A 17,889-nucleotide genomic window follows, 5' to 3' on the forward strand; every position below is an offset into this window, starting at 1 on the left:
CCGCTGGCCGCTCCGGACTTCCGTGCCTGGATGGGGTGCTGGACCTCAGCAGCGCGCACGGGCTCAGTCGCCAGCAGGACCATACACGCTGCAGCCAGGCGCCCGACGGCCGCCCACAAGGGGCGCGCGCGCAAGCGAGGCGGGCGTGGCAGCAGCAACATGACGGAGCTTCAGTTCAAGGAGGATCTTGGGGCGCCGAAGTGTCGGGCAAGACAAGATCCGATTTTGGACAGAAGCCCCGCCGAAATGTAAGCGGCCGTCGCAAAACCCGTGTTTAAACAACGATTGGAGCGAGCGCGGAACCGCCGTCCCGCCCCCGGTTCGCTCACGGCTTTGCCACCGCCTCCACCTGGATTCGCAGATTCACATCCATCTTGAATCCCCAGTCCTTGCCGGCACTCAACCCAAAAGCGTCACGATTGAAACTGCCCGAAGCATCGGCCCCGCAGAAATCGCGCTTGAGCATGGGGTGGGGCATGCACTTGAGCTGATTGATCGTGAGCGTCATTGGCTGCGTCTTGCCATTGAGGGTCAGCTCACCCACCACTTGCGTCGGGGCACCGGCCTTCACCCCATCCAGGCGACCCTTGAAGGTCGCCGTGGGATGCTTCTCCACATCGAAGAAGTCCTTGCCGGTGGCCCAGGTGTTCATGGCGTCCAGACCGAAATCGATGCTGGCCAGCTCCATCTGGATATCGACCGTCCCGGTGCCCGTCGCCTTGTCGTAGACGATGGTGCCAGCGTTCCTGTTCAGCTTGCCGCGCCAGTAGGACATGCCCATGTGGTCGGCTTCAAAACTGGGAAAGGTGTGGGAGGGGTCGATGTCGTAGGTCACCGCCGCGGCGTGGGCGGCCGAAGACAGCAGCGCGGCGCCCAGGATCAACAGGCGGGCCGGCGTGAGGGGGATATTGCGGGCAGCCGCCCGGGCCGACCGCACGGCAGCGGCCACAGCGGCCGGGGCGGCGGACAAAGACGCGACCGTGGCGGCGGCAGAGGTTCGAGCGAACATGAACGACAACGATTTCATCGGCAATCCTTGCGGAGTTGGGTGTTGGAACAACGCGCGTGGCGGCGTGCGCTTGCGCAGGGAGGCCTGTCGCCCCTCAGTCTTTGAAGGGTGTCACCACCTGGCGCCAGCTGTGGCCATCAAACGTCGAGACCGTCCAGAGGTCCGCCACGGCCAACAGCCCATCATGGGCATCCAGATGGCCGGATGCAAGGATGGGAATGCCCGCATGCTCCGGCGCCAGGAGTCTGGACCCGTCCCAGACCCGGAGCCGATCGTCCGAGGCCAGCCAGAGTTGGCCGTTGAACCAGCGCGTCTCGTTCCAGAGGACGCCGGAGTCGCCCTGATGCAGCCGTCGCCAGGTGCCGCGCTCACCAACCCAAAGGCTGCCGCCTTCCCCCGTGATGTAGACGTTCCCGTCACCGCCACAGGTCACGGTGGCCAATGCATCGCGGGTCGGAAACGCCATCTGGCGCCATTCGCCGGCGTGTAGTCGCCAGACGTCCCCATGGCCGCCCACGGCGTACATCTCGGCCGCGGAGAACCCATCCAGATCTCGGAAGCCTGCGGCCTGCAGCTCTTCTTCCCGGCGGGACACAGGAATGCCCGGGAGGCGTTCCCATTGGCCCACCGTCACCCGTTGATAAAGCCCTCGCGCCAATGTGACGGCAAAGGTCTGGTCCCCGATGCAACGCAGTCGCTGGACGCCGGGCCAGCCACCGGGGTGGATCTTTTCGAACGGCCCGTCGAAGCCGCCGCCGACGGGATACACATCGCCATCACGGTCCATTGACGCCACCAGGACGCCATCATGGAAGGATGCGCGCGACACGCCCAGCCGAGGGTGCGTCATGCCGGAGAGATCCCGGAAGCCGACGTTTTCGTCGGAAGAGTCGTTCAGGAAGATCGTTGCCACCCGTGTGGGAATCTGCCCATCCAGAAGACGGCTGGCCTGATCCTGCGGCATGGCATGCCTGGACAGGGTCTGCAGCGTATGGCGGTTGCGGATGGCGACACCGACGATCTCCTGGCCCTGGAAGACGTCGGCCCAGGCGGCGGGGCTCAAATGCGATCGGGGCATGGCCTGGACGGTCCTGATGCGGAGGGGCCTGCGTCGCGTCCTAGCGCAGATCCAGATCGGTTTCAGAACAAACCGTTGCCCGCGAGGATGGAGACGGTGCCCATGCCAATGGCCATGAACCCGTAGAAAAACGCCATCTTCGGTGTGGACGGGCAGGACATCCGCGTGCAGAACCACAGGAGGCCGCGCAGGAAGAAGGTCTTGTGGCTGAAGAAGTACGCCGCAATGAACATGCAGCCCCACGTGATCAGGTAGGTGCCGACCACCACATCCTTGGTCGCTGCCGGTGCCCGCAGGGTCGCGACCGTGACAAAGGCCAGCACGCAGATGAGGGCAAAGCCGAGGACGCCGCCGCGCTCTTCCCGCGCCGGCGTGGCGGGCGCAGTGCCAGGGGCGGTGATGGGGGTCTTCGAGTGATCACTCGTCATGGCGCGGGGGAAGCGGTAGCAGGCGTGGGAGCAGGCGTGGTGGCCCCACCAGGAATCGAACCTGGATCTGCCCCTTAGGAGGGGGCTGTGCTATCCATTGAACCATAGGGCCACGCGGGCGGTATTGTGCCTCAAGGCTTGGGACGGCCACAGCCACTCAAAGCTGCTGCCTGCCATCTGCGAACGCCGGTGCGGTCGGAGGTGCTTGAACATGAGTCAGGAACCCTGGAACCCAGCGGGCGCCATCTCCTCACGAAAGCTCGTAAATAAGGGGTAAACCGCCCCCTCTCTCCGGGCCGGGATTTTGCCCCGGGCCTATACTGGCACAAGGCTGAAGTGTGTCCGGCATGCCTGCATGGCGCCACTCGGATCGGCCACTGCTGTACCAAAAAGGATTTTTCGCATCATGGGCGCCAAACTGAAAGTTGCGGGCTGGGTCGCTTTGGGAGCGATGGCCGGCGTGTTGACCACGATGCAGCTGCAGGCCAATGCGCGCAGCACGGCTGTGCCACTGCCCCTGGAAGAGCTGCAGCAGCTGGCTGCGGTCTTCGGCATCGTCAAGTCCGACTACGTGGAACCGGTCGACGAAAAGAAGCTGATCAATGACGCCATCTCCGGCATGGTGGCCGGCCTGGATCCGCATTCGCAGTTCTTCGACAAGAAGAGCTTCAAAGAATTCCGCGAGAGCACCTCGGGTCGCTTCGTCGGCGTGGGCATCGAAATCGGCATGGAAGACGGTCTGGTCAAGATCGTCTCCCCGATTGAAGGGTCCCCCGCCTTCCGCGCCGGCCTCAAGAGCGGTGACCTGATCAGCAAGATCGACGACACGGCAGTCAAGGGCCTGACCCTGGACCAGGCCGTCAAGCGCATGCGCGGCGAGCCCAATACGAAGGTCTCGCTGACCATCTACCGCAAGTCGGAGAGCCGCACCTTCCCGCTGACGATCACCCGCGAAGAAATCCGCGTGCAGTCGGTGCGGGCCAAGCTGGTTGAGCCGGGGTATGCCTGGGTTCGGGTGAGCCAGTTCCAGGACCGCACGGTGGAAGACTTCACCCAGAAGGTGACCGACCTCTACAAGCAGGACCCGAAGATCAAGGGCGTGGTGCTGGACCTGCGCAACGACCCGGGCGGCCTGCTGGAAGGCGCGGTGGCCATTTCTGCGGCCTTCCTGCCGAAGGACGTGGAAGTGGTGTCCACCAACGGCCAGATCGCGGAATCGAAGGCCAGCTACAAGGCCAATCCCGAGTTCTATGCCCGTCGTGGTTCCGGTGATCCGCTGCGCAAGCTGCCGGACGCGCTGAAGAATGTGCCGCTGGTCGTGCTGGTGAACGAGGGCTCGGCTTCGGCGAGCGAGATCGTCGCCGGGGCACTGCAGGACCACAAGCGTGCCACGGTGATGGGTGCGCAGACCTTCGGCAAGGGCTCGGTGCAGACGGTGCGCCAGCTGGGTCCGGACACGGCGGTGAAGCTGACGACGGCGCGCTACTACACGCCGAGCGGCCGCTCGATCCAGGCGATGGGCATCGTGCCAGACGTGGCGCTGGACGAGACGGCGGAAGGCAATGTCTTCGCCGAGCTGCGCATGCGCGAAGCCGACCTGGAAAAGCATCTGGCCGGATCGAACGAGAAGGCGGACGACGCCCGGGTGAAGGAACTGGAGAAGCTGCGTGAGGAGCGTCGCCAGAAGCTGGAAGCCGAATATGCCAAGCGCGGCGAACCGCTGAAGCCGCTGCCGGAGTTCGGCAGCAATGAGGACTTCCCGCTGCAGCAGGCGCTGAACCAGCTCAAGGGCAAGCCGGTGGTGGTGTCCAAGTCCGCGGTGGAGCGCAAGGCGGAGGCCAAGACCTCCAAGGACTGATCGTCCGCGGAAGGATTGGTGTCAGCGCGTCGCGCTGGCTGGTAGACAAGGGCCCTTCGGGGCCCTTCTTCTTTGTCTGCCCTTCGGGGCCCTTCTTCTTTGTCTGCCCTTCGGGGGCCTTTTTTGCGGCCCTCTGGGGCTCTTCTATTTCGCCAGCACTTCCGCCTCCGCGCGCACCGGCGCCGACCGTCTCTGCACACGGCCAAGCGCGTCGGCTTCATGTCGCCCCCCGGAGGGTGTATGCAGCCGCATACCAGCGAGTGCAGCCAGGTGATCCATGACGCCAGGCACCTGCAGCGCACACTGCACCAGCAGCGCGGCCGGATCGCTCATTTCCGATTGACCCGACTCCCATTTCGCAAATGCTGCTTCGCCGGCCCCAAAGAGCCGGGATGCGTCTCGCTGACTTAGGTTGTAGGCTTCTCTCAAGCGCTTGAGCAATCCTCGTGACACCGCTGCTGGCGTGCTGGCCAAGGCAGATTCAATCCGCTCGTGGTTGTGCTCGTACAGCGTCAACGGCACAACGGTTTCTCCACAGTTGCCGCAGACCATCTGCTGACAATCAGGCACTTCGACCATGCGACGCCCCGCTCTGACTGCATGGGTATAGGTCACCTGGGTCAGCGCTTCGGCTTCACAGAAGGGGCAGTTGAGCGACATGGCGAACTCCGTTAATAGATGCTTCGATGGAGAGACAACACAAGAAGAGTGAGCGCGTTTTCACGGACCGTGAACTTGAAGTAGATCCACGGTTCATGCGCGGGATGCTCGACGCCTCGGAACCGGTTGAAGCCCATCAAGTAGGCATCCGCCTTCATCGGACGCTGATTTGACTTGCCACCGGGAAGACACCACTCTGAATCGTTGTAGCGTGCTTGATGTAAACACCCGATAAAGCGGAGGATGTCCGACCTCGACCACGCCAGTTCCTCCTCCGCCGACGCTTGAGCGGAGCGAGACAGTTGCACGGTCAGACCGCCGACTACGACCGCCCGTTGCACGGCAGACAAATTCCAGCAGCGACGTCCGATCTTGCGGTCGGCGTCCGAGCACGACTGGATCGGCCTCGTCGGGGGAGATGGCTTCCAAAGTTCAAAGCTCACGGATGATACCTTAAAGGTAGCGAACGAAGGGCTGTTCAGAAGCCCAAATGTTCGACTCCCGCGCTCGTGGCCGCGATTGCCGATGCATGCCAACCTCCGCCGCCTGCCCACTGGAACCCGGCAGGACCCAGACTTGTCCGAGTGAACCTCCCGCCGCCCCGTCCCCGCGCCGTCTTCTCCCCGCCTCCACCACGAGCGCTATGCTTGCCCCATGAATGACGAGCAACTGCTGCGCTACTCGCGTCACATCCTGCTGGACGACATCGGTGTTGAAGGTCAGCAGCGCTGGATGGACGCCCATGCGCTCGTGATCGGCGCCGGTGGCCTGGGCTCTCCGGCCGCGCTGTACCTGGGCACGGCTGGTGTCGGCCGCATCACCCTGGTCGACCATGACCATGTCGATCTGACCAACCTGCAACGCCAGATCGCCCACACCCAGGCCCGCCTGGACCAGCCCAAGGCTGCGTCCGCGGCCGCCGGCATCCATGCCATCAACCCGGAGCCGCGGGTCCATTCGCTGGTCGCCCGCGCAGACGACGCACTGCTGGACGAATGGGTGCCCCAGGCCGATGTGGTGCTTGACTGCACCGACAACTTCCAGACCCGGCATCGCATCAACGCGGCCTGCGTGCGCCACGGCAAACCGCTGGTCTCCGGCGCTGCCCTCGGCTTTGACGCCCAGCTCAGCGTCTACGACAGCCGCGGCGGCCGGTTCCCGTGCTACGCCTGCCTCTTCCCCCCGGACCAGCCGCCGGAAGAGCAGCGCTGTGCCGTCATGGGCGTGCTGGCGCCGCTGGTGGGCATCATCGGCAGCATGCAGGCCGCCGAGGCCTTGAAGCTGCTCAGCGGCATGGGCAGCGCCCTGCCCGGCCGCCTGCTCATGCTCGATGGCCGCCGCATGGAATGGACCGACTTGCAGGTGCTGCGCGACCCGGAATGCCCCTGCTGCGGCAGTGCCGCGTCCGCCGCGCAATAAATCGCCGCGCCTCCGTCCGGAAGCGCATCACGACGAACAGAAATTAAGTGAAGACGCCCGTAAGCTCGCGGGCCACCGCATCATGATCAGATCCGACAAGCTCACCGCCCGCAACTTCCCCACCGCTCAGGAGGAAGTCAGCCAGCCGACCGCGTTCGACACGAACCCGCCGGACGCCTACCGTCTGGCGTTTGCCGACACCGACTTCCTGGTCCGGCCGGAGCTGCGTCCGGTGCGCATGCAGCTGGAATTGCTCAAACCGGAGCTGATCCAGCAGGAACTGAACATCCAGTCCACCGTAGTGATCTTCGGCAGCGCCCGCATTCCGGACCGCGCTTCCGCCGAAGAGGCGCTCGAAGCCGCCCGCGCCAGCGGCGACACCGTGGCGCTGCAGCGGGCCGAGCGGCGACTGCTGATGAGCGGTTTCTACGAAGAAGCCCGCCGCTTCGCCGCCCTCATCACCGCGGAGACCCTGGAACACAGCCATCCGCTGTACGTCGTCACCGGTGGCGGACCCGGCATCATGGAGGCGGGCAACCGTGGCGCGCACGAGGTGGGCGGCCGCAGCATCGGCCTGAACATCGTGCTGCCCCATGAGCAGCGCCCCAACGAATACATCACCCCGGAACTGTGCTTCCGCTTCCACTACTTTGCGCTGCGGAAGATGCACTTCCTGATGCGCTCGGTGGCCCTGGCGGCCTTCCCCGGCGGCTTCGGCACGCTGGACGAGCTCTTCGAGACCCTCACCCTCATCCAGACCGGCAAGTGCCGCCGTCGCCCCATCCTGCTGTTTGGCAAGGACTTCTGGTCGCGACTGATCGATTTCGACCTGCTGCTGGACACCGGCATGATCAGCCCCGGGGATGAACAACTTTTCCATTACGTCGAAACCGCCGAAGAGGCATGGGCCTTGCTGAAGAAGGAATACGACATCGGCCTGCCCGCCTCCGCCGCCCCTCAACAGGAGTGAACCCCATGAGCAGCACCCAGCAAGTCAGCCTGATCGGCGCCCCCACCGATGTGGGCGCCGGCGCCCGAGGCGCCAGCATGGGCCCCGAAGCCCTGCGCGTGGCCGGCCTGGCGCAGGCCCTGCGCAGCCACGGCGCCGAGGTGCTGGACCGCGGCAACCTGCAGGGTCCGTCCAACCCCTGGCTCGATCCAGTGGACGGCTATCGCCATCTCGAAGAAGTGACCGCCTGGAACCAGGCGGTGCATGACGCGGTGTATGGCGAGCTGAGCAGCGGCCGCATGCCCATCCTGCTGGGCGGCGATCACTGCCTCGGACTGGGCTCCATCTCTGCCGTCGCGCGCCATTGCCGGGACACGGGCAAGAAGCTGCGCGTGCTGTGGCTGGATGCCCATGCGGATTTCAACACCAGCCTGCTGACGCCCAGCGGCAACATTCATGGCATGCCGGTGGCCTGCCTGTGCGGCTATGGTCCCAAGGAGCTGGTGGAGATCGGCGGACATGTGCCGGCCATTGACCCGAAGTGGGTGCGCCAGATCGGCATCCGCAGCGTGGATGCGGGCGAGAAGCGCTTTGTGCACGAAGTGGGTCTGGAAGTCTTCGACATGCGCTACATCGACGAAATGGGCATGCGCCACACGATGGAACTGGCGCTGGCCACGATGGACGCCAACACCCATCTGCATGTGAGCTTCGATGTGGACTTCCTGGACCCGGACGTCGCTCCGGGTGTGGGCACGACCATCCCCGGCGGTCCCACCTATCGCGAAGCGCAGCTGTGCATGGAGATGATCGCCGACACCGGCCGGCTGGCCTCGCTGGACGTGATGGAGCTGAATCCCGCACTGGACGTGCGCAACAAGACGGCCTTGGTGGCGGTGGACCTGATCGAGTCGCTGTTTGGCAAGTCGACGCTGATGCGGAAGTGAGCGCCCAACGGGCGTGGGAGTGAACTGGGAATGAGGTCACGCGGCGGCGCTGGCGCGCAGAACGCCGCCGCCCGGGACGCAGCGAAACGCCTACGCGCCCAAGCACACCCGCGCCCAAGCACACCCGCGCGCAAGCAGACATGCGCGCAAGCGTCTCAGCCTGGCATCGCCTCAGCTTGGCTGCGCCTCAGCGACTCTCAGCGACTCTCAGCGACCGACACCGCCGGTGACTGCATCAACCTCACCAGGGCATGCATCACCCGGTTGGCCGGCGTGGGCACGCCCAGCGCCTCGCCTCGCCGCACCAGATAGCCATTGAGGTGGTCGATCTCGGTCGGTTTGCCGCGCCTCAGATCCTGCGCTGTAGACGACAGCTGGCCCGGCATCGTCTGCGCGATCTTGCGCACCGCCTCATGCACATTGCCGGCCACTTCCACTCCGCTGGCGCGCGCCACCGCCAACCCCTCGTTGACCAGATCCTCCAGCACCGCCCAGACGCCTTCGCCCTGCACCAGTTGCCCGTAGGACTGCTGCGTCACCGCGGACATCGCGTTGTAGGCGCAATTGATCAGCAGCTTGGCCCACAGCGCACCGCGGGCGTTGTCGGATACGTCGGTGGGCACACCCGCCTGGATAAAGGCCTGCGCGGCGCGCTCGGCCCCGTCGGCGGGCTCGATCACCAGCTCGCCCCGGCCATAGTGCTTCACATGCCCCGGCCCGACCATGCCGGTGGCCACGTAGACCACCGCTGCCGACACCGGCTGCGACAGCACCTCCCGCAGCCGCTCCGCGTTGTCCACACCGTTCTGCATCGACAGCAGGAGCGTCTGCGGTGCAAGAAAGGGCTGCAGCGCCTGCGCGGCTGTCAGTGTGTCGGTGGACTTCACGCAGAACAGCACCAGATCCGCACCGTGTGCGGCGGACGGCTCGGTGTCGGCCCTCAGCGGCACCTGCACATCGAAGGTCGCCGTTTCCATGCGCAGCCCCTGGCTTCGAATGGCCTCCACATGCTGCGGCCGTCCGATCAGGGTCACCTCATGCCCGGCGCGCGCCAGCACGCCACCAAAATAACAGCCGACCGCACCTGCGCCCATCACTGCGATGCGCAGCGGCGAGGTGGCCACGCCGGAGCCGCTGCCAGCGACGCCCGGTGCGGCGGCGACCTTGTGGGATTCAGGGGCCATCGAGGAAGCGCTCATGAACGATCTCCAGAGTGGATGAGGGGTGCATCGACAGGGTCCAGCGCCGGGCGCACCCTGAGTCTGCCCGTGGCGTCCTGCGATCGTAGGACCTTCAGCTCGTCGGTGTCGGTGTACTCACGATCCACCCTTCCAGTGGATCCGTCTGCGCCGGCATGCCGTAGCCCGGCTGCTCCGACGCCCAACCCGCCTGCATGAGGCAGAGCACCGCATCGAGCTTGTCCCCGCTGCCGTCATCCACCAGTTCGTCGCGCTGGGCATGCGAGAGCTTGAGCCGCAAGCCCAGCCGCGTGCGCCCCTGCTCCAGCGCATCGACCAGGTCCTTGCGGGCGATCAACCGCTCGGGCGTCTGTTTGGCCTTGTCGTCGCTCTTGTAGCTACGATTGCCGATCAGCTCACGGGCCAGCAGGCCGGGATACGCCTCCAGCGCCACCCGGTCCGGATCGCCCGCATGCAGGCCGGGCAGGCTCACGCCAGCGTCGATCATCGGCGGCACGCCCGCGTGCATCATGAAGGCCACCGGTGGATTCACCCACTTCATGCTCGGCGACGCACCGGCCGGTCCGTCGGTGGCGCGATGGGCAAACTTCTTCCCGACCGGGCGGGCGGCACAGAAGGCGGCGAAGGTCTCGCGGATCTGGTCGCGGCTCAGGGACGCGTAATGCGCCATCAGCGGCGCCCATTCGGTGGGCCATCCCAGCGCCAGCACCAGCTCACGCGAATGTCCGAAGGGCAGATCAAAACCGCCCACCCAGCCCTGCCCTGGCGCCACCGGCTCGGCAAGCCAGGCCGCATAGTCGGTCAGCGATGTCATCGCCCGCTGGCTCTCCAGCCGGATCACGGCGCCTTGGCGGCGCCCCAGCGCCAGCCGGATCGGCTTGCGGTTCGAGGGCGCGCTGGAGAAGTCCACGCCGATCAGCGTGAGGGGAGCGGAGGAACGGGTCATGGACGCGGAGGATACGAGGTCTGTGGGGTGGTCGCGGCGGCAGCAGCCGTCGCCACGGACGCCACGGACGCCACGGACGCCACGGACGGTACAGGCACCGCAGGCGCTGCCGGAAACGCCATGGTGACCACAGTGCCCTGCGGCTGCACCGCCTCGAGCGACACCGTGCCCCCGTGCAGCACCACGATTTCCCGCACGATCGCCAGACCCAGGCCCGACCCCTGCGCATCCGGCCGCGCCCGGTAGAAGCGCTCGAAGGCCCGTTCACGGTCCGCCTCGGACATGCCCGTGCCATTGTCTTCCACCTGCACGCAGACCCGGTCCGCCTCTCGCAAGACTCGCACGGTGACGGCCGCGCCGCGTCCTGCGTACTGGAGCGCATTGTCGAGCAGGTTGCTCAGCGCCTCGCGGATCAGCATGGGCCGGCCGTCGATGGTGGTGTCCGCGTCCGTGTCGTCCACGCCGAGGTCCATGTCCGCCGCCAGCGCTCGAGGGACCATCGCCAGCGCCACCGCCCGGCACAGGGCCGCCAGGTCGATCCGCTCCACCGGCAAGGCCGACGCGCCTTCAGGGCCCGACCGCGCCAGCATCAACAGCTGGCTGACCAGATGCGCACTGTGCAGCGCACTCTGGTGCACCTTCTGCAGCCGCGACACCGCCTCTTCACTTTGCGACGTGCGCACCGCCTGCAGGGCGAGCTCGGTCTGGCTGCGCAGGCCCGCCAGCGGCGTGCGCAGCTGATGGGCCGCATCGTCGATGAAGCGGCGCTGCACCTCCATGCTGCGCCGCACCTTCGTCAGCAGGGCATTCACCGCTTCAGCCAGGCCGCGCACTTCCACCGGGGCGGTGTCCAGCCGGATCGGCGCCAGATCTTCAGGATCCCGCCCGTCCACTTCGCGCCGCAGCGTGGTCAGGGACGACAAGCCCGCCCGGATGCCGAAGTGCACCACCAGCGTCAGCAGCGCCCCCAGCAGGGACAACGGCAGGACGGTGTCGAGCAGGATGCCCCGCGCCAGCGCACCACTGCTGGCGCGCGATTTTGCCACCTGCACCAGCAGCGCCTGTTCCGGCCCGTTGAGTCCGCCGCCCATGCGCACATAGAGCGCTGCCTGCCGCACCGGAATGACCTTGCTGCCTTCCCGCATCTCGCCATTGTGGAACTCCGGCACGCCGAAGCGCTGGGGCTGCGTCACGGGGATCGGCGGCAGATGCTGATTGCCCAGCACGAAGTTCCCCGGCGGCGAGCTGACCATGTACATCAGCGGGTCGCTGGGATCGGATTCGAGGATGTCCTGCGCCGCCCGCGGAAAGTCGATCAACAGGCCGGATTCCAGCGGCTGGATGCGACGGGACAGTGCCCGCGTCGCCGTCGAGAGCGAAGCATCGATCTCGCGGTTGGCATACGAGAGTGCCAGCTTGAAGGTGAAGATGCCCGCTGCCGCCCACAGCACGATCTGCGGCAGGATCAGCCACAGGAACAGCTGGCGGTGCAGGGACAACGTCGGCGGGGCCGACCCGCGGGTGTTCATCGCGACGCGGTCTCCGCCCGCTCCACCGAGCGTTCGGCTTCGAGCAGATACCCCAGGCCGCGCAGTGTGCGGATGTTCAGCCCGCTCTGGCCCAGCTTCTTGCGCAGCCGGTGGATGTAGACCTCCACCGACCCGCTGCCATCCGATGCGCCTTCACCACCGGCCCAGGCCGCGGTGATCTCTTCCTTGGTCACGACGTTGTCCCGCCGCGAGGTCAGCAGCTCCAGCAGACACCATTCCCGCTGGGTAAGGTCCAGGACTTCGCCGTTGAGCAGCGCGCGCCGGTTGGGCCGGTCCAGCACCAGGCCGGGGGACGGCTCGGTGGACTCCTGCGCGGTCGCCTGACCGCGTCGCAGCAGCGCGTTCACACGCGCCAGCAGCTCGGGGAAGTCAAACGGCTTCACGAGATAGTCGTCCGCGCCGGCATTCAGGCCATTGACCCGGTCGTCCACCCGGTCACGGGCGGTGAGGATCAGCACCGGCACCCGGGAGCCCTGGCGCCGCGCCTGGCGCAGCACGTCCATACCGTCCACATAGGGCAACCCGAGATCCAGGATGGCCACATCAAAGGGTTGCCGGGTGAGGAGGTAGTCGGCCACCGGCCCGTTGGGCGCATGCTCCACCTCGAAGCCGGCGCCCTGGAACTGGGACACCAGCGCATCGGTCAGCATGGGATCGTCTTCGGCGATCAGGAGTCTGGGCATGGGCAACAACAGGGGCCTGGATGGCAATCGTGCAAGCGTAACTGATCGGTTCCCGACTCCGCACCGTGACAGGGCGCCTGCGCCCCATCGCGGGACGGCGCGCCGTGCCGCCGCAGCCCCCTTCAGGCTTAACGAACCCTGATGTTAACTGGCTTCCAGTGTTTAATTTTCGGTTAATTTTTCTGCAAGAGTTCAGTGGGATAGCCCAACAAATCGGCGCATCAACCAAGGTCCTAGCATGGTTTTAGGTAGTAACCCTAGGGAACTCTCGTTCAGCTTGTTTTAAAGTTTCGTTCAAGTTGAGAGGGATTCAATCCCCGCCGAGGAGCGCATCGCTGTCCCGCATTCGGGTCAGCGGCTGGCCTGCTCGGATTCCCAAGCCGCTCACTACAGGCCATTGGACATGAACGCTTCGTCTCGCCCCGCCTCCCCGCCGCGCTACGGCATGCCGTTGCTGACGGCGCTGTTCTTCGGATGGGGTCTCATCACCTCGTTGAACGACGTGTTGATCCCGCACCTCAAGGCCGTGTTCTCGCTGAACTACGTGCAGGCCATGCTGGTGCAGTTCTGCTTCTTCGGCGCCTACTTCCTGGTGTCGCTGCCTGCCGGGCAGGTGGTGCGTCGCTGGGGTTACCAGCGCGGTATGGTGATCGGCCTGGTGATCGCCGCCATCGGATGCGCCCTCTTCTACCCCGCGGCCACCTTCCAGACCTATGGCTGGTTCCTGGCCGCGCTGTTTGTTTTGGCCAGCGGCGTGACGCTGCTGCAGGTGGCCGCCAATCCGTATGTGACCCTGCTGGGTCCGGAGAATGAAGCCTCGCGGCGCCTGACCTGGACGCAGGCCTTCAACTCGCTCGGCACCACCGTTGGCCCGCTGTTCGGCGCCACGCTGATCCTGGCTGCGGCCGACAACGCCGCCGCCGAAGCCACCGCTGTGCGCGGCCCCTACCTGGGGCTGGCCGCCGCGCTGCTGGCGATTGCGGTGGTGCTGATGGTGGTGAAGCTGCCCAAGGTCGGCGACACCGGCAACACCCGGGTGGCGGATCACACCCCGCCGGCCTGGCGCCATCGCCATCTGGTGCTGGGCGTGCTGGCCATCTTTGTGTACGTGGGCGCTGAAGTGTCCATCGGCAGCTTCCTGGTGAGCGTGATGAGTTCGCCGGAAGTCGCTGGTTTGTCCGAAAGCGATGCCGGTCACCGCCTGGCCCTGTATTGGGGGGGCGCGATGGTGGGCCGCTTCATCGGCGCCTGGGCGATGAAGCGCATGTCTGCCGCCCGCCTGATGACGGGCTGCGCCGTCGGGGCGGTGGTGCTGCTGGCAGTGGCCATGGCCACCGGCGGTCACCTGACGATGTGGGCCCTGCTGGCCGTCGGCCTGTGCAACGCCATCATGTTCCCCACCATCTTCTCGCTGGCGCTGGAACGTCTGGGCCCCCGCACCGAACAGGGCTCCGGCCTGCTGTGCATGGCCATCGTCGGCGGCGCCCTGGTGCCGCTGGTCCAGGGCGCCCTGGCCGACAGCCACGGCCTGATGCCGTCCTTCGTGGTGCCGCTGGTCTGCTACGTCTACATCGCCTACTACGCCGCCCGCGGTCACCGGGTGGTGCCGGTGGCATCGAAGACGACGCCGGCAGCCGCCGCTGTGCGGACCTGAGCCTGACGCGGACGACGCCGGGGGCGGCCAGCCGCTGCCCGGTGGGTGCTGTTGCCACCTGCATCGGCGACACCCGTCCGCCCGATTCGAGACTTTTCACCATGGCGCGGGCTTGTTGCGGCCGCCCTGGGGCGGGCCAGCATTGACGCGGCCTCCAAGTCGCCCAATGCTTGGGCATGTTCCAACGCGAGCTGGCCCGTGCCCTTGATCTGAGCCGCCGTGGCGCCTATCGCGACGCCACCGACGCCCTGGAGCGCTCCCTCGCCGCCGCCAGCGACGACCGCGAGCGCGTGCTCACCCTCACCGCGCTGGCCCATATCCTGCCCCGTCAGGGGGACCTCCAGGCGGCCCTGCGCCGTGCCAGCGAGGCGGTGGCCCTGGCCCGGCAAACGCCGGGCGAAGGCTACGACACCCGGCTGGCCGAAGCGCTGACCGAACTCTCCTTTGTGTATTCCCAGTTTCTGATGGGCCGGGACGCCCTGCAGGCGGCCGGCCAGGCCCTGGCCGCTGCACGCCTGGCGCGGGACCCGGTGCGGGAAGCCTGGGCACTGAACCGGCTGGCGGTGGCCTATGCGGCCATGGATCAGACGGAGCAGGCCTGCCAGGACACGCTGCAGGCGCTGGAGATTGCGCAGGGGCGCGTGGACCGCGAACGTGCCGATGCAGACCGGGAACTGCTGCTCTCCTGCCTGAACAACCTCGCGCATTTCTGGCTGCAGGCGCACGGCGAAGCCCTGCGCAACAACGACCGCAGCGCTGCGGCCGAAGCGCTTGCGCAGGCGGGACCCTATGCAGAGCGCGCGGCGACGCTGGTGCGGGGGGAGCCCAATCCGTTCATCATTGCGGTGACCCTGTCCAACCAGGTGGAGCACCTGCTGGGGGCCGGTGAACATGCGCAGGCGGCTGCGCTCATTGACGAATACGACGGGCTGTCCCGCCTTCACGGCTACGCCGGCATGCAGCGGCAGGCGCAGGCGCAGCGTGCGCTGATGAACCTCAAGGGTCGGCCGTCCGAGGTCGAGGCGGCGGTGTCCACCATCCAGCGCCTGCTCTCCGGCCAGGAGCCGCCGCCGCTGCCGGCCCGGATGCGCCGGCAGATGTCGCTGGCGATGTATCAGGCCTGCAAGGCCCGCAACGACTTTGCCCGCGCCCTGGCCGCCCACGAGCAGCTGTCCGACCTGGAGCGTCAGTCCGCCCGCAGTGCCATGGCGCTTCAGACGGAAGCCATGCTGATCCGGCAGGAATTCGAGCAGGCGCAGGCCCGGGCGGAACATGCGCTGCAGGATGCGCGTCGCGAGCGGGAGCGGGCCGACCATGCCGAGCAGGAACACAGCAAGCTCAAGCGCCAGGCCGACGAACTGGGCCGCATGGCCCATGAGGATGCATTGACGGGTCTGAACAACCGGCGCCATGCCGAATTCGCCCTGCCGCTGCTGCTCGAGCGGGCCCGGCAGGAGCGCCGGCCGATCGCGCTGGGGCTCCTGGATGTGGATTATTTCAAGCGGGTCAACGACACCTGGGGCCACGGCATGGGCGATCTGGTGCTGCAACAGGTGGCCCTGTGCCTGCGCAAGCAACTGCGCGCGGCCGACCTGCTGGCGCGTGTCGGCGGCGAAGAGTTCATGCTGGTGTTTGTGGGTGTGCCGTCCGCGCGGGCGCAGGAGATCTGCGAGCGGCTGCGCGCCGCGATTGCTCGCCATGCGTGGAATGAACTGGCACCCAAGCTGACGCTGACGGTCAGCATTGGTCTTTCCACGGCGGAATCACCGGACCACCCGCAGACGCTCGTCGAGACGGCCGACCAGGCGCTCTACGCCGCCAAGAATGGCGGGCGCAACCGCGTGCATCAGATGAGCTGCTGACCCCGATCAGGCGAGTTTGAACACCGACACCGATTGAGACAGCGCATCCGCCTGCTGCTGCAGGCTCTGCGCGGCGGCCGCCGACTCCTCCACCAACGCCGCGTTCTGCTGCGTCATCTGGTCCAGCTGCGAAATGGCCGTGCCGATCTGGTGAATGCCGCTGCTCTGTTCCGCCGTGGCATGGCTGATCTCCGACACGATGCGGGACACCCGGCCGATCGACTCCGAGATCTCGCGCATCGTGCCGCCAGCGCGCTCCACCAGTTCGGCGCCGCTGGCGACGGCCTCGCCGCTGGTCTGGATCAGCTGCTTGATCTCCTTGGCCGCTTCGGCGCTGCGCTGCGCCAGGGTGCGGACTTCCGCCGCCACCACCGCAAAACCGCGGCCCTGCTCGCCCGCACGCGCCGCTTCCACGGCTGCGTTGAGCGCCAGGATGTTCGTCTGGAAGGCGATGCCGTCGATGGTGCCGATGATGTCGGCAATGCGGTCGGACGAGGCACTGATGCGACCCATGGTCTGCACCACGTCGCCCACGACGGCGACCCCCCGCTCCGCCACGTTAGCCGCCTCGGAGGCCAACGCATTGGCCTGGCGCGCCGAGTCCGCGTTGTGCTGGACGCTCGCGGTCAACTGCTCCATGGCCGACGCCGTTTCCTCCAGATTGGAGGCGGCCTGTTCGGTGCGATTGCTCAGATCATGCGCACCCGCCGCCACCTCGCGGGAGGCGGTGGCGATGCTGTCAGTGGCGCTGCGCACTTCGCTAACCACGCCGCGGATCGACACCTGCATGCCCTGCACGCCGCGCATCATGGCGGCGGTCTCGTCGTTGCCCTGCACCTCCACCGACTGGCTGAGGTCCCGCTGCGCAATGCGTTCCGTGGTGAGCACCGCCTGCGACAAAGGCGTCAGGATGGAGCCGATGTTGAAGAAGGTGAACACACCGATGCCCAGGGCACCCAGCACCATCACCGCCGTCAGCGCCAGGCGCACATGCCGCTCCTCGGCATCCATGCGCTGCACCTCGCTGGCCCCGCGATTCACCACGGTCTTGGTGAGCTCGGCGAGCTGCTTGTCCATCTCGCGGATCGGACCCTTGATGGGTTCGGTGGCGCGGTTGACTTCGGCCGAGTCGGTGAAGTCGTCATTCAGGATGCGGGCAACGATGGCGTCCAGGCCGCTTTTGTAGCTGACCATGTTGGTCTTCATCGCGCCGGGGATGGTCTTGACCTCGGGGGGCACGTCCAGGCCCTCGATCACCTCGAGGCTTTTGAGTGTGGACTCGTAAGCCTTCTGCCACTCCTCGTGGTAGCGCTTCACGGCGCCCTGCTCGCCCATGTTGATGATCATGTCCTTCTCGAACCGGCGCAGAGTGCCCACGCCCGCGCGGACATCCGCAAGTTGTGCCAGCGACTCCACGTCGTTGCCGACATAGTGCTGGAAATCACGCTTGGTCTTGGCCATGGCCCACAGGCCGTCGCCGCCAATGAGCAGCAGCGCCAGCACCGACAGCAGGCCCAGGGCCATGAGACGCGCCCGGATGGTGAAGTTGCGCAAGGACCGCATAGTTCTTTTCCCAACGTTAATCGCCGTCTGGGCAGCGTAGCAAACGTCGGGTCAGTCGGGATAGGCCCTGAGGTCGATGCGCAT

General features: G+C 66.5%; 16 protein-coding genes and 1 tRNA gene. 6 read left to right on the top strand and 11 right to left on the bottom strand.

Going from position 1 to position 17,889, the window contains the following annotated elements; genetic code table 11:
• Positions 1-325: 325 nt before the first annotated feature.
• The 4 genes from FHS28_RS08900 to FHS28_RS08915 all read right to left on the bottom strand — a co-directional run bounded on the left by FHS28_RS08900 (position 326) and on the right by FHS28_RS08915 (position 2,627).
• Positions 326-1,027 carry a YceI family protein gene (locus FHS28_RS08900; RefSeq protein ID WP_246409762.1) on the bottom strand — a complete coding sequence of 234 codons (702 nt, stop codon included), beginning with the start codon at positions 1,025-1,027 and terminating at the stop codon, positions 326-328.
• A 76-nt stretch (positions 1,028-1,103) separates the two neighbouring features.
• The gene (locus FHS28_RS08905; protein WP_184294421.1) at positions 1,104-2,087 is read right to left on the bottom strand and encodes a hypothetical protein; all 984 of its coding nucleotides are present in this window, start codon (positions 2,085-2,087) and stop codon (positions 1,104-1,106) included.
• A gap of 62 nt (positions 2,088-2,149) precedes the next feature.
• A complete protein-coding gene (locus FHS28_RS08910) occupies positions 2,150-2,515 on the bottom strand; it encodes a hypothetical protein (RefSeq protein ID WP_088450476.1) in 366 nt (121 codons plus the stop codon).
• Between the two features lie 37 nt (positions 2,516-2,552).
• Positions 2,553-2,627, bottom strand: a tRNA-Arg gene (locus FHS28_RS08915).
• 294 nt (positions 2,628-2,921) lie between these two features.
• Between FHS28_RS08915 and FHS28_RS08920 the strand changes: the two genes are divergently transcribed.
• On the top strand, positions 2,922-4,373 hold the full coding sequence (locus FHS28_RS08920; protein WP_088450478.1) for a S41 family peptidase: 1,452 nt from the start codon (positions 2,922-2,924) through the stop codon (positions 4,371-4,373).
• Between the two features lie 144 nt (positions 4,374-4,517).
• Here FHS28_RS08920 and FHS28_RS08925 read toward each other — a convergent pair whose 3' ends face one another.
• Positions 4,518-5,033 (bottom strand): type II TA system antitoxin MqsA family protein, encoded by a 516-nt coding sequence (locus FHS28_RS08925; RefSeq protein ID WP_088450480.1) that lies wholly within the window; start codon positions 5,031-5,033, stop codon positions 4,518-4,520.
• 11 nt (positions 5,034-5,044) lie between these two features.
• Positions 5,045-5,476: a hypothetical protein gene (locus tag FHS28_RS08930; protein ID WP_184294423.1), complete on the bottom strand. Its 432-nt coding sequence runs from the start codon at positions 5,474-5,476 to the stop codon at positions 5,045-5,047.
• Positions 5,477-5,687: 211 nt separating this feature from the next.
• Between FHS28_RS08930 and FHS28_RS08935 the strand changes: the two genes are divergently transcribed.
• The 3 genes from FHS28_RS08935 (at position 5,688) to rocF (ending at position 8,348) form a co-directional block, all read left to right on the top strand.
• On the top strand, positions 5,688-6,452 hold the full coding sequence (locus FHS28_RS08935) for a HesA/MoeB/ThiF family protein (protein ID WP_088450483.1): 765 nt from the start codon (positions 5,688-5,690) through the stop codon (positions 6,450-6,452).
• A gap of 82 nt (positions 6,453-6,534) precedes the next feature.
• The gene (locus FHS28_RS08940; protein WP_088450696.1) at positions 6,535-7,422 is read left to right on the top strand and encodes an LOG family protein; all 888 of its coding nucleotides are present in this window, start codon (positions 6,535-6,537) and stop codon (positions 7,420-7,422) included.
• A gap of 5 nt (positions 7,423-7,427) precedes the next feature.
• Complete coding sequence (gene rocF, locus FHS28_RS08945; RefSeq protein ID WP_088450485.1) at positions 7,428-8,348, top strand: arginase; 921 nt, start codon at positions 7,428-7,430, stop codon at positions 8,346-8,348.
• A gap of 197 nt (positions 8,349-8,545) precedes the next feature.
• On the opposite strand, the gene FHS28_RS08950 is transcribed toward rocF, so the two are convergent.
• The 4 genes from FHS28_RS08950 to FHS28_RS08965 form a co-directional block, all read right to left on the bottom strand.
• Positions 8,546-9,457, bottom strand: coding sequence for a ketopantoate reductase family protein (locus tag FHS28_RS08950; protein WP_088450698.1), 912 nt, complete (start codon positions 9,455-9,457; stop codon positions 8,546-8,548).
• Between the two features lie 184 nt (positions 9,458-9,641).
• The gene (locus FHS28_RS08955; RefSeq protein ID WP_088450487.1) at positions 9,642-10,493 is read right to left on the bottom strand and encodes a DUF429 domain-containing protein; all 852 of its coding nucleotides are present in this window, start codon (positions 10,491-10,493) and stop codon (positions 9,642-9,644) included.
• Positions 10,490-12,022, bottom strand: a complete 1,533-nt coding sequence (locus FHS28_RS08960) for a sensor histidine kinase (protein ID WP_088450489.1) — start codon at positions 12,020-12,022, stop codon at positions 10,490-10,492. Before FHS28_RS08960 ends, FHS28_RS08955 begins: the two co-directional genes overlap by 4 nt.
• Positions 12,019-12,726 carry a response regulator transcription factor gene (locus FHS28_RS08965; RefSeq protein ID WP_088450491.1) on the bottom strand — a complete coding sequence of 236 codons (708 nt, stop codon included), beginning with the start codon at positions 12,724-12,726 and terminating at the stop codon, positions 12,019-12,021. The genes FHS28_RS08960 and FHS28_RS08965 overlap by 4 nt, the downstream gene beginning before the upstream one ends.
• Positions 12,727-13,129: 403 nt before the next feature.
• Here FHS28_RS08965 and FHS28_RS08970 point away from each other — a divergent pair, with 403 nt between their 5' ends.
• The gene (locus FHS28_RS08970; RefSeq protein WP_088450493.1) at positions 13,130-14,380 is read left to right on the top strand and encodes a sugar MFS transporter; all 1,251 of its coding nucleotides are present in this window, start codon (positions 13,130-13,132) and stop codon (positions 14,378-14,380) included.
• A gap of 176 nt (positions 14,381-14,556) precedes the next feature.
• Positions 14,557-16,242: a GGDEF domain-containing protein gene (locus FHS28_RS08975; RefSeq protein WP_088450495.1), complete on the top strand. Its 1,686-nt coding sequence runs from the start codon at positions 14,557-14,559 to the stop codon at positions 16,240-16,242.
• Between the two features lie 6 nt (positions 16,243-16,248).
• Here the strand turns inward: FHS28_RS08975 and FHS28_RS24595 are convergent, their stop codons facing one another.
• On the bottom strand, positions 16,249-17,805 hold the full coding sequence (locus FHS28_RS24595) for a methyl-accepting chemotaxis protein (RefSeq protein ID WP_088450497.1): 1,557 nt from the start codon (positions 17,803-17,805) through the stop codon (positions 16,249-16,251).
• Between the last annotated feature and the right edge of the window lie 84 nt (positions 17,806-17,889).

The organism is Roseateles terrae (genome assembly GCF_014192155.1).
GTDB lineage: Bacteria > Pseudomonadota > Gammaproteobacteria > Burkholderiales > Burkholderiaceae_C > Roseateles > Roseateles terrae.

Coding starts and splice junctions, on each gene's coding strand:
- FHS28_RS08900 (WP_246409762.1), bottom strand. CDS start 1,027: ATGAAATCGTTGTCGTTCATGTTCGCTCGAACCTCTGCCGCCGCCACG.
- FHS28_RS08905 (WP_184294421.1), bottom strand. CDS start 2,087: ATGCCCCGATCGCATTTGAGCCCCGCCGCCTGGGCCGACGTCTTCCAG.
- FHS28_RS08910 (WP_088450476.1), bottom strand. CDS start 2,515: ATGACGAGTGATCACTCGAAGACCCCCATCACCGCCCCTGGCACTGCG.
- FHS28_RS08920 (WP_088450478.1), top strand. CDS start 2,922: ATGGGCGCCAAACTGAAAGTTGCGGGCTGGGTCGCTTTGGGAGCGATG.
- FHS28_RS08925 (WP_088450480.1), bottom strand. CDS start 5,033: ATGTCGCTCAACTGCCCCTTCTGTGAAGCCGAAGCGCTGACCCAGGTG.
- FHS28_RS08935 (WP_088450483.1), top strand. CDS start 5,688: ATGAATGACGAGCAACTGCTGCGCTACTCGCGTCACATCCTGCTGGAC.
- FHS28_RS08940 (WP_088450696.1), top strand. CDS start 6,535: ATGATCAGATCCGACAAGCTCACCGCCCGCAACTTCCCCACCGCTCAG.
- rocF (WP_088450485.1), top strand. CDS start 7,428: ATGAGCAGCACCCAGCAAGTCAGCCTGATCGGCGCCCCCACCGATGTG.
- FHS28_RS08955 (WP_088450487.1), bottom strand. CDS start 10,493: ATGACCCGTTCCTCCGCTCCCCTCACGCTGATCGGCGTGGACTTCTCC.
- FHS28_RS08960 (WP_088450489.1), bottom strand. CDS start 12,022: ATGAACACCCGCGGGTCGGCCCCGCCGACGTTGTCCCTGCACCGCCAG.
- FHS28_RS08965 (WP_088450491.1), bottom strand. CDS start 12,726: ATGCCCAGACTCCTGATCGCCGAAGACGATCCCATGCTGACCGATGCG.
- FHS28_RS08970 (WP_088450493.1), top strand. CDS start 13,130: ATGAACGCTTCGTCTCGCCCCGCCTCCCCGCCGCGCTACGGCATGCCG.
- FHS28_RS08975 (WP_088450495.1), top strand. CDS start 14,557: ATGTTCCAACGCGAGCTGGCCCGTGCCCTTGATCTGAGCCGCCGTGGC.
- FHS28_RS24595 (WP_088450497.1), bottom strand. CDS start 17,805: ATGCGGTCCTTGCGCAACTTCACCATCCGGGCGCGTCTCATGGCCCTG.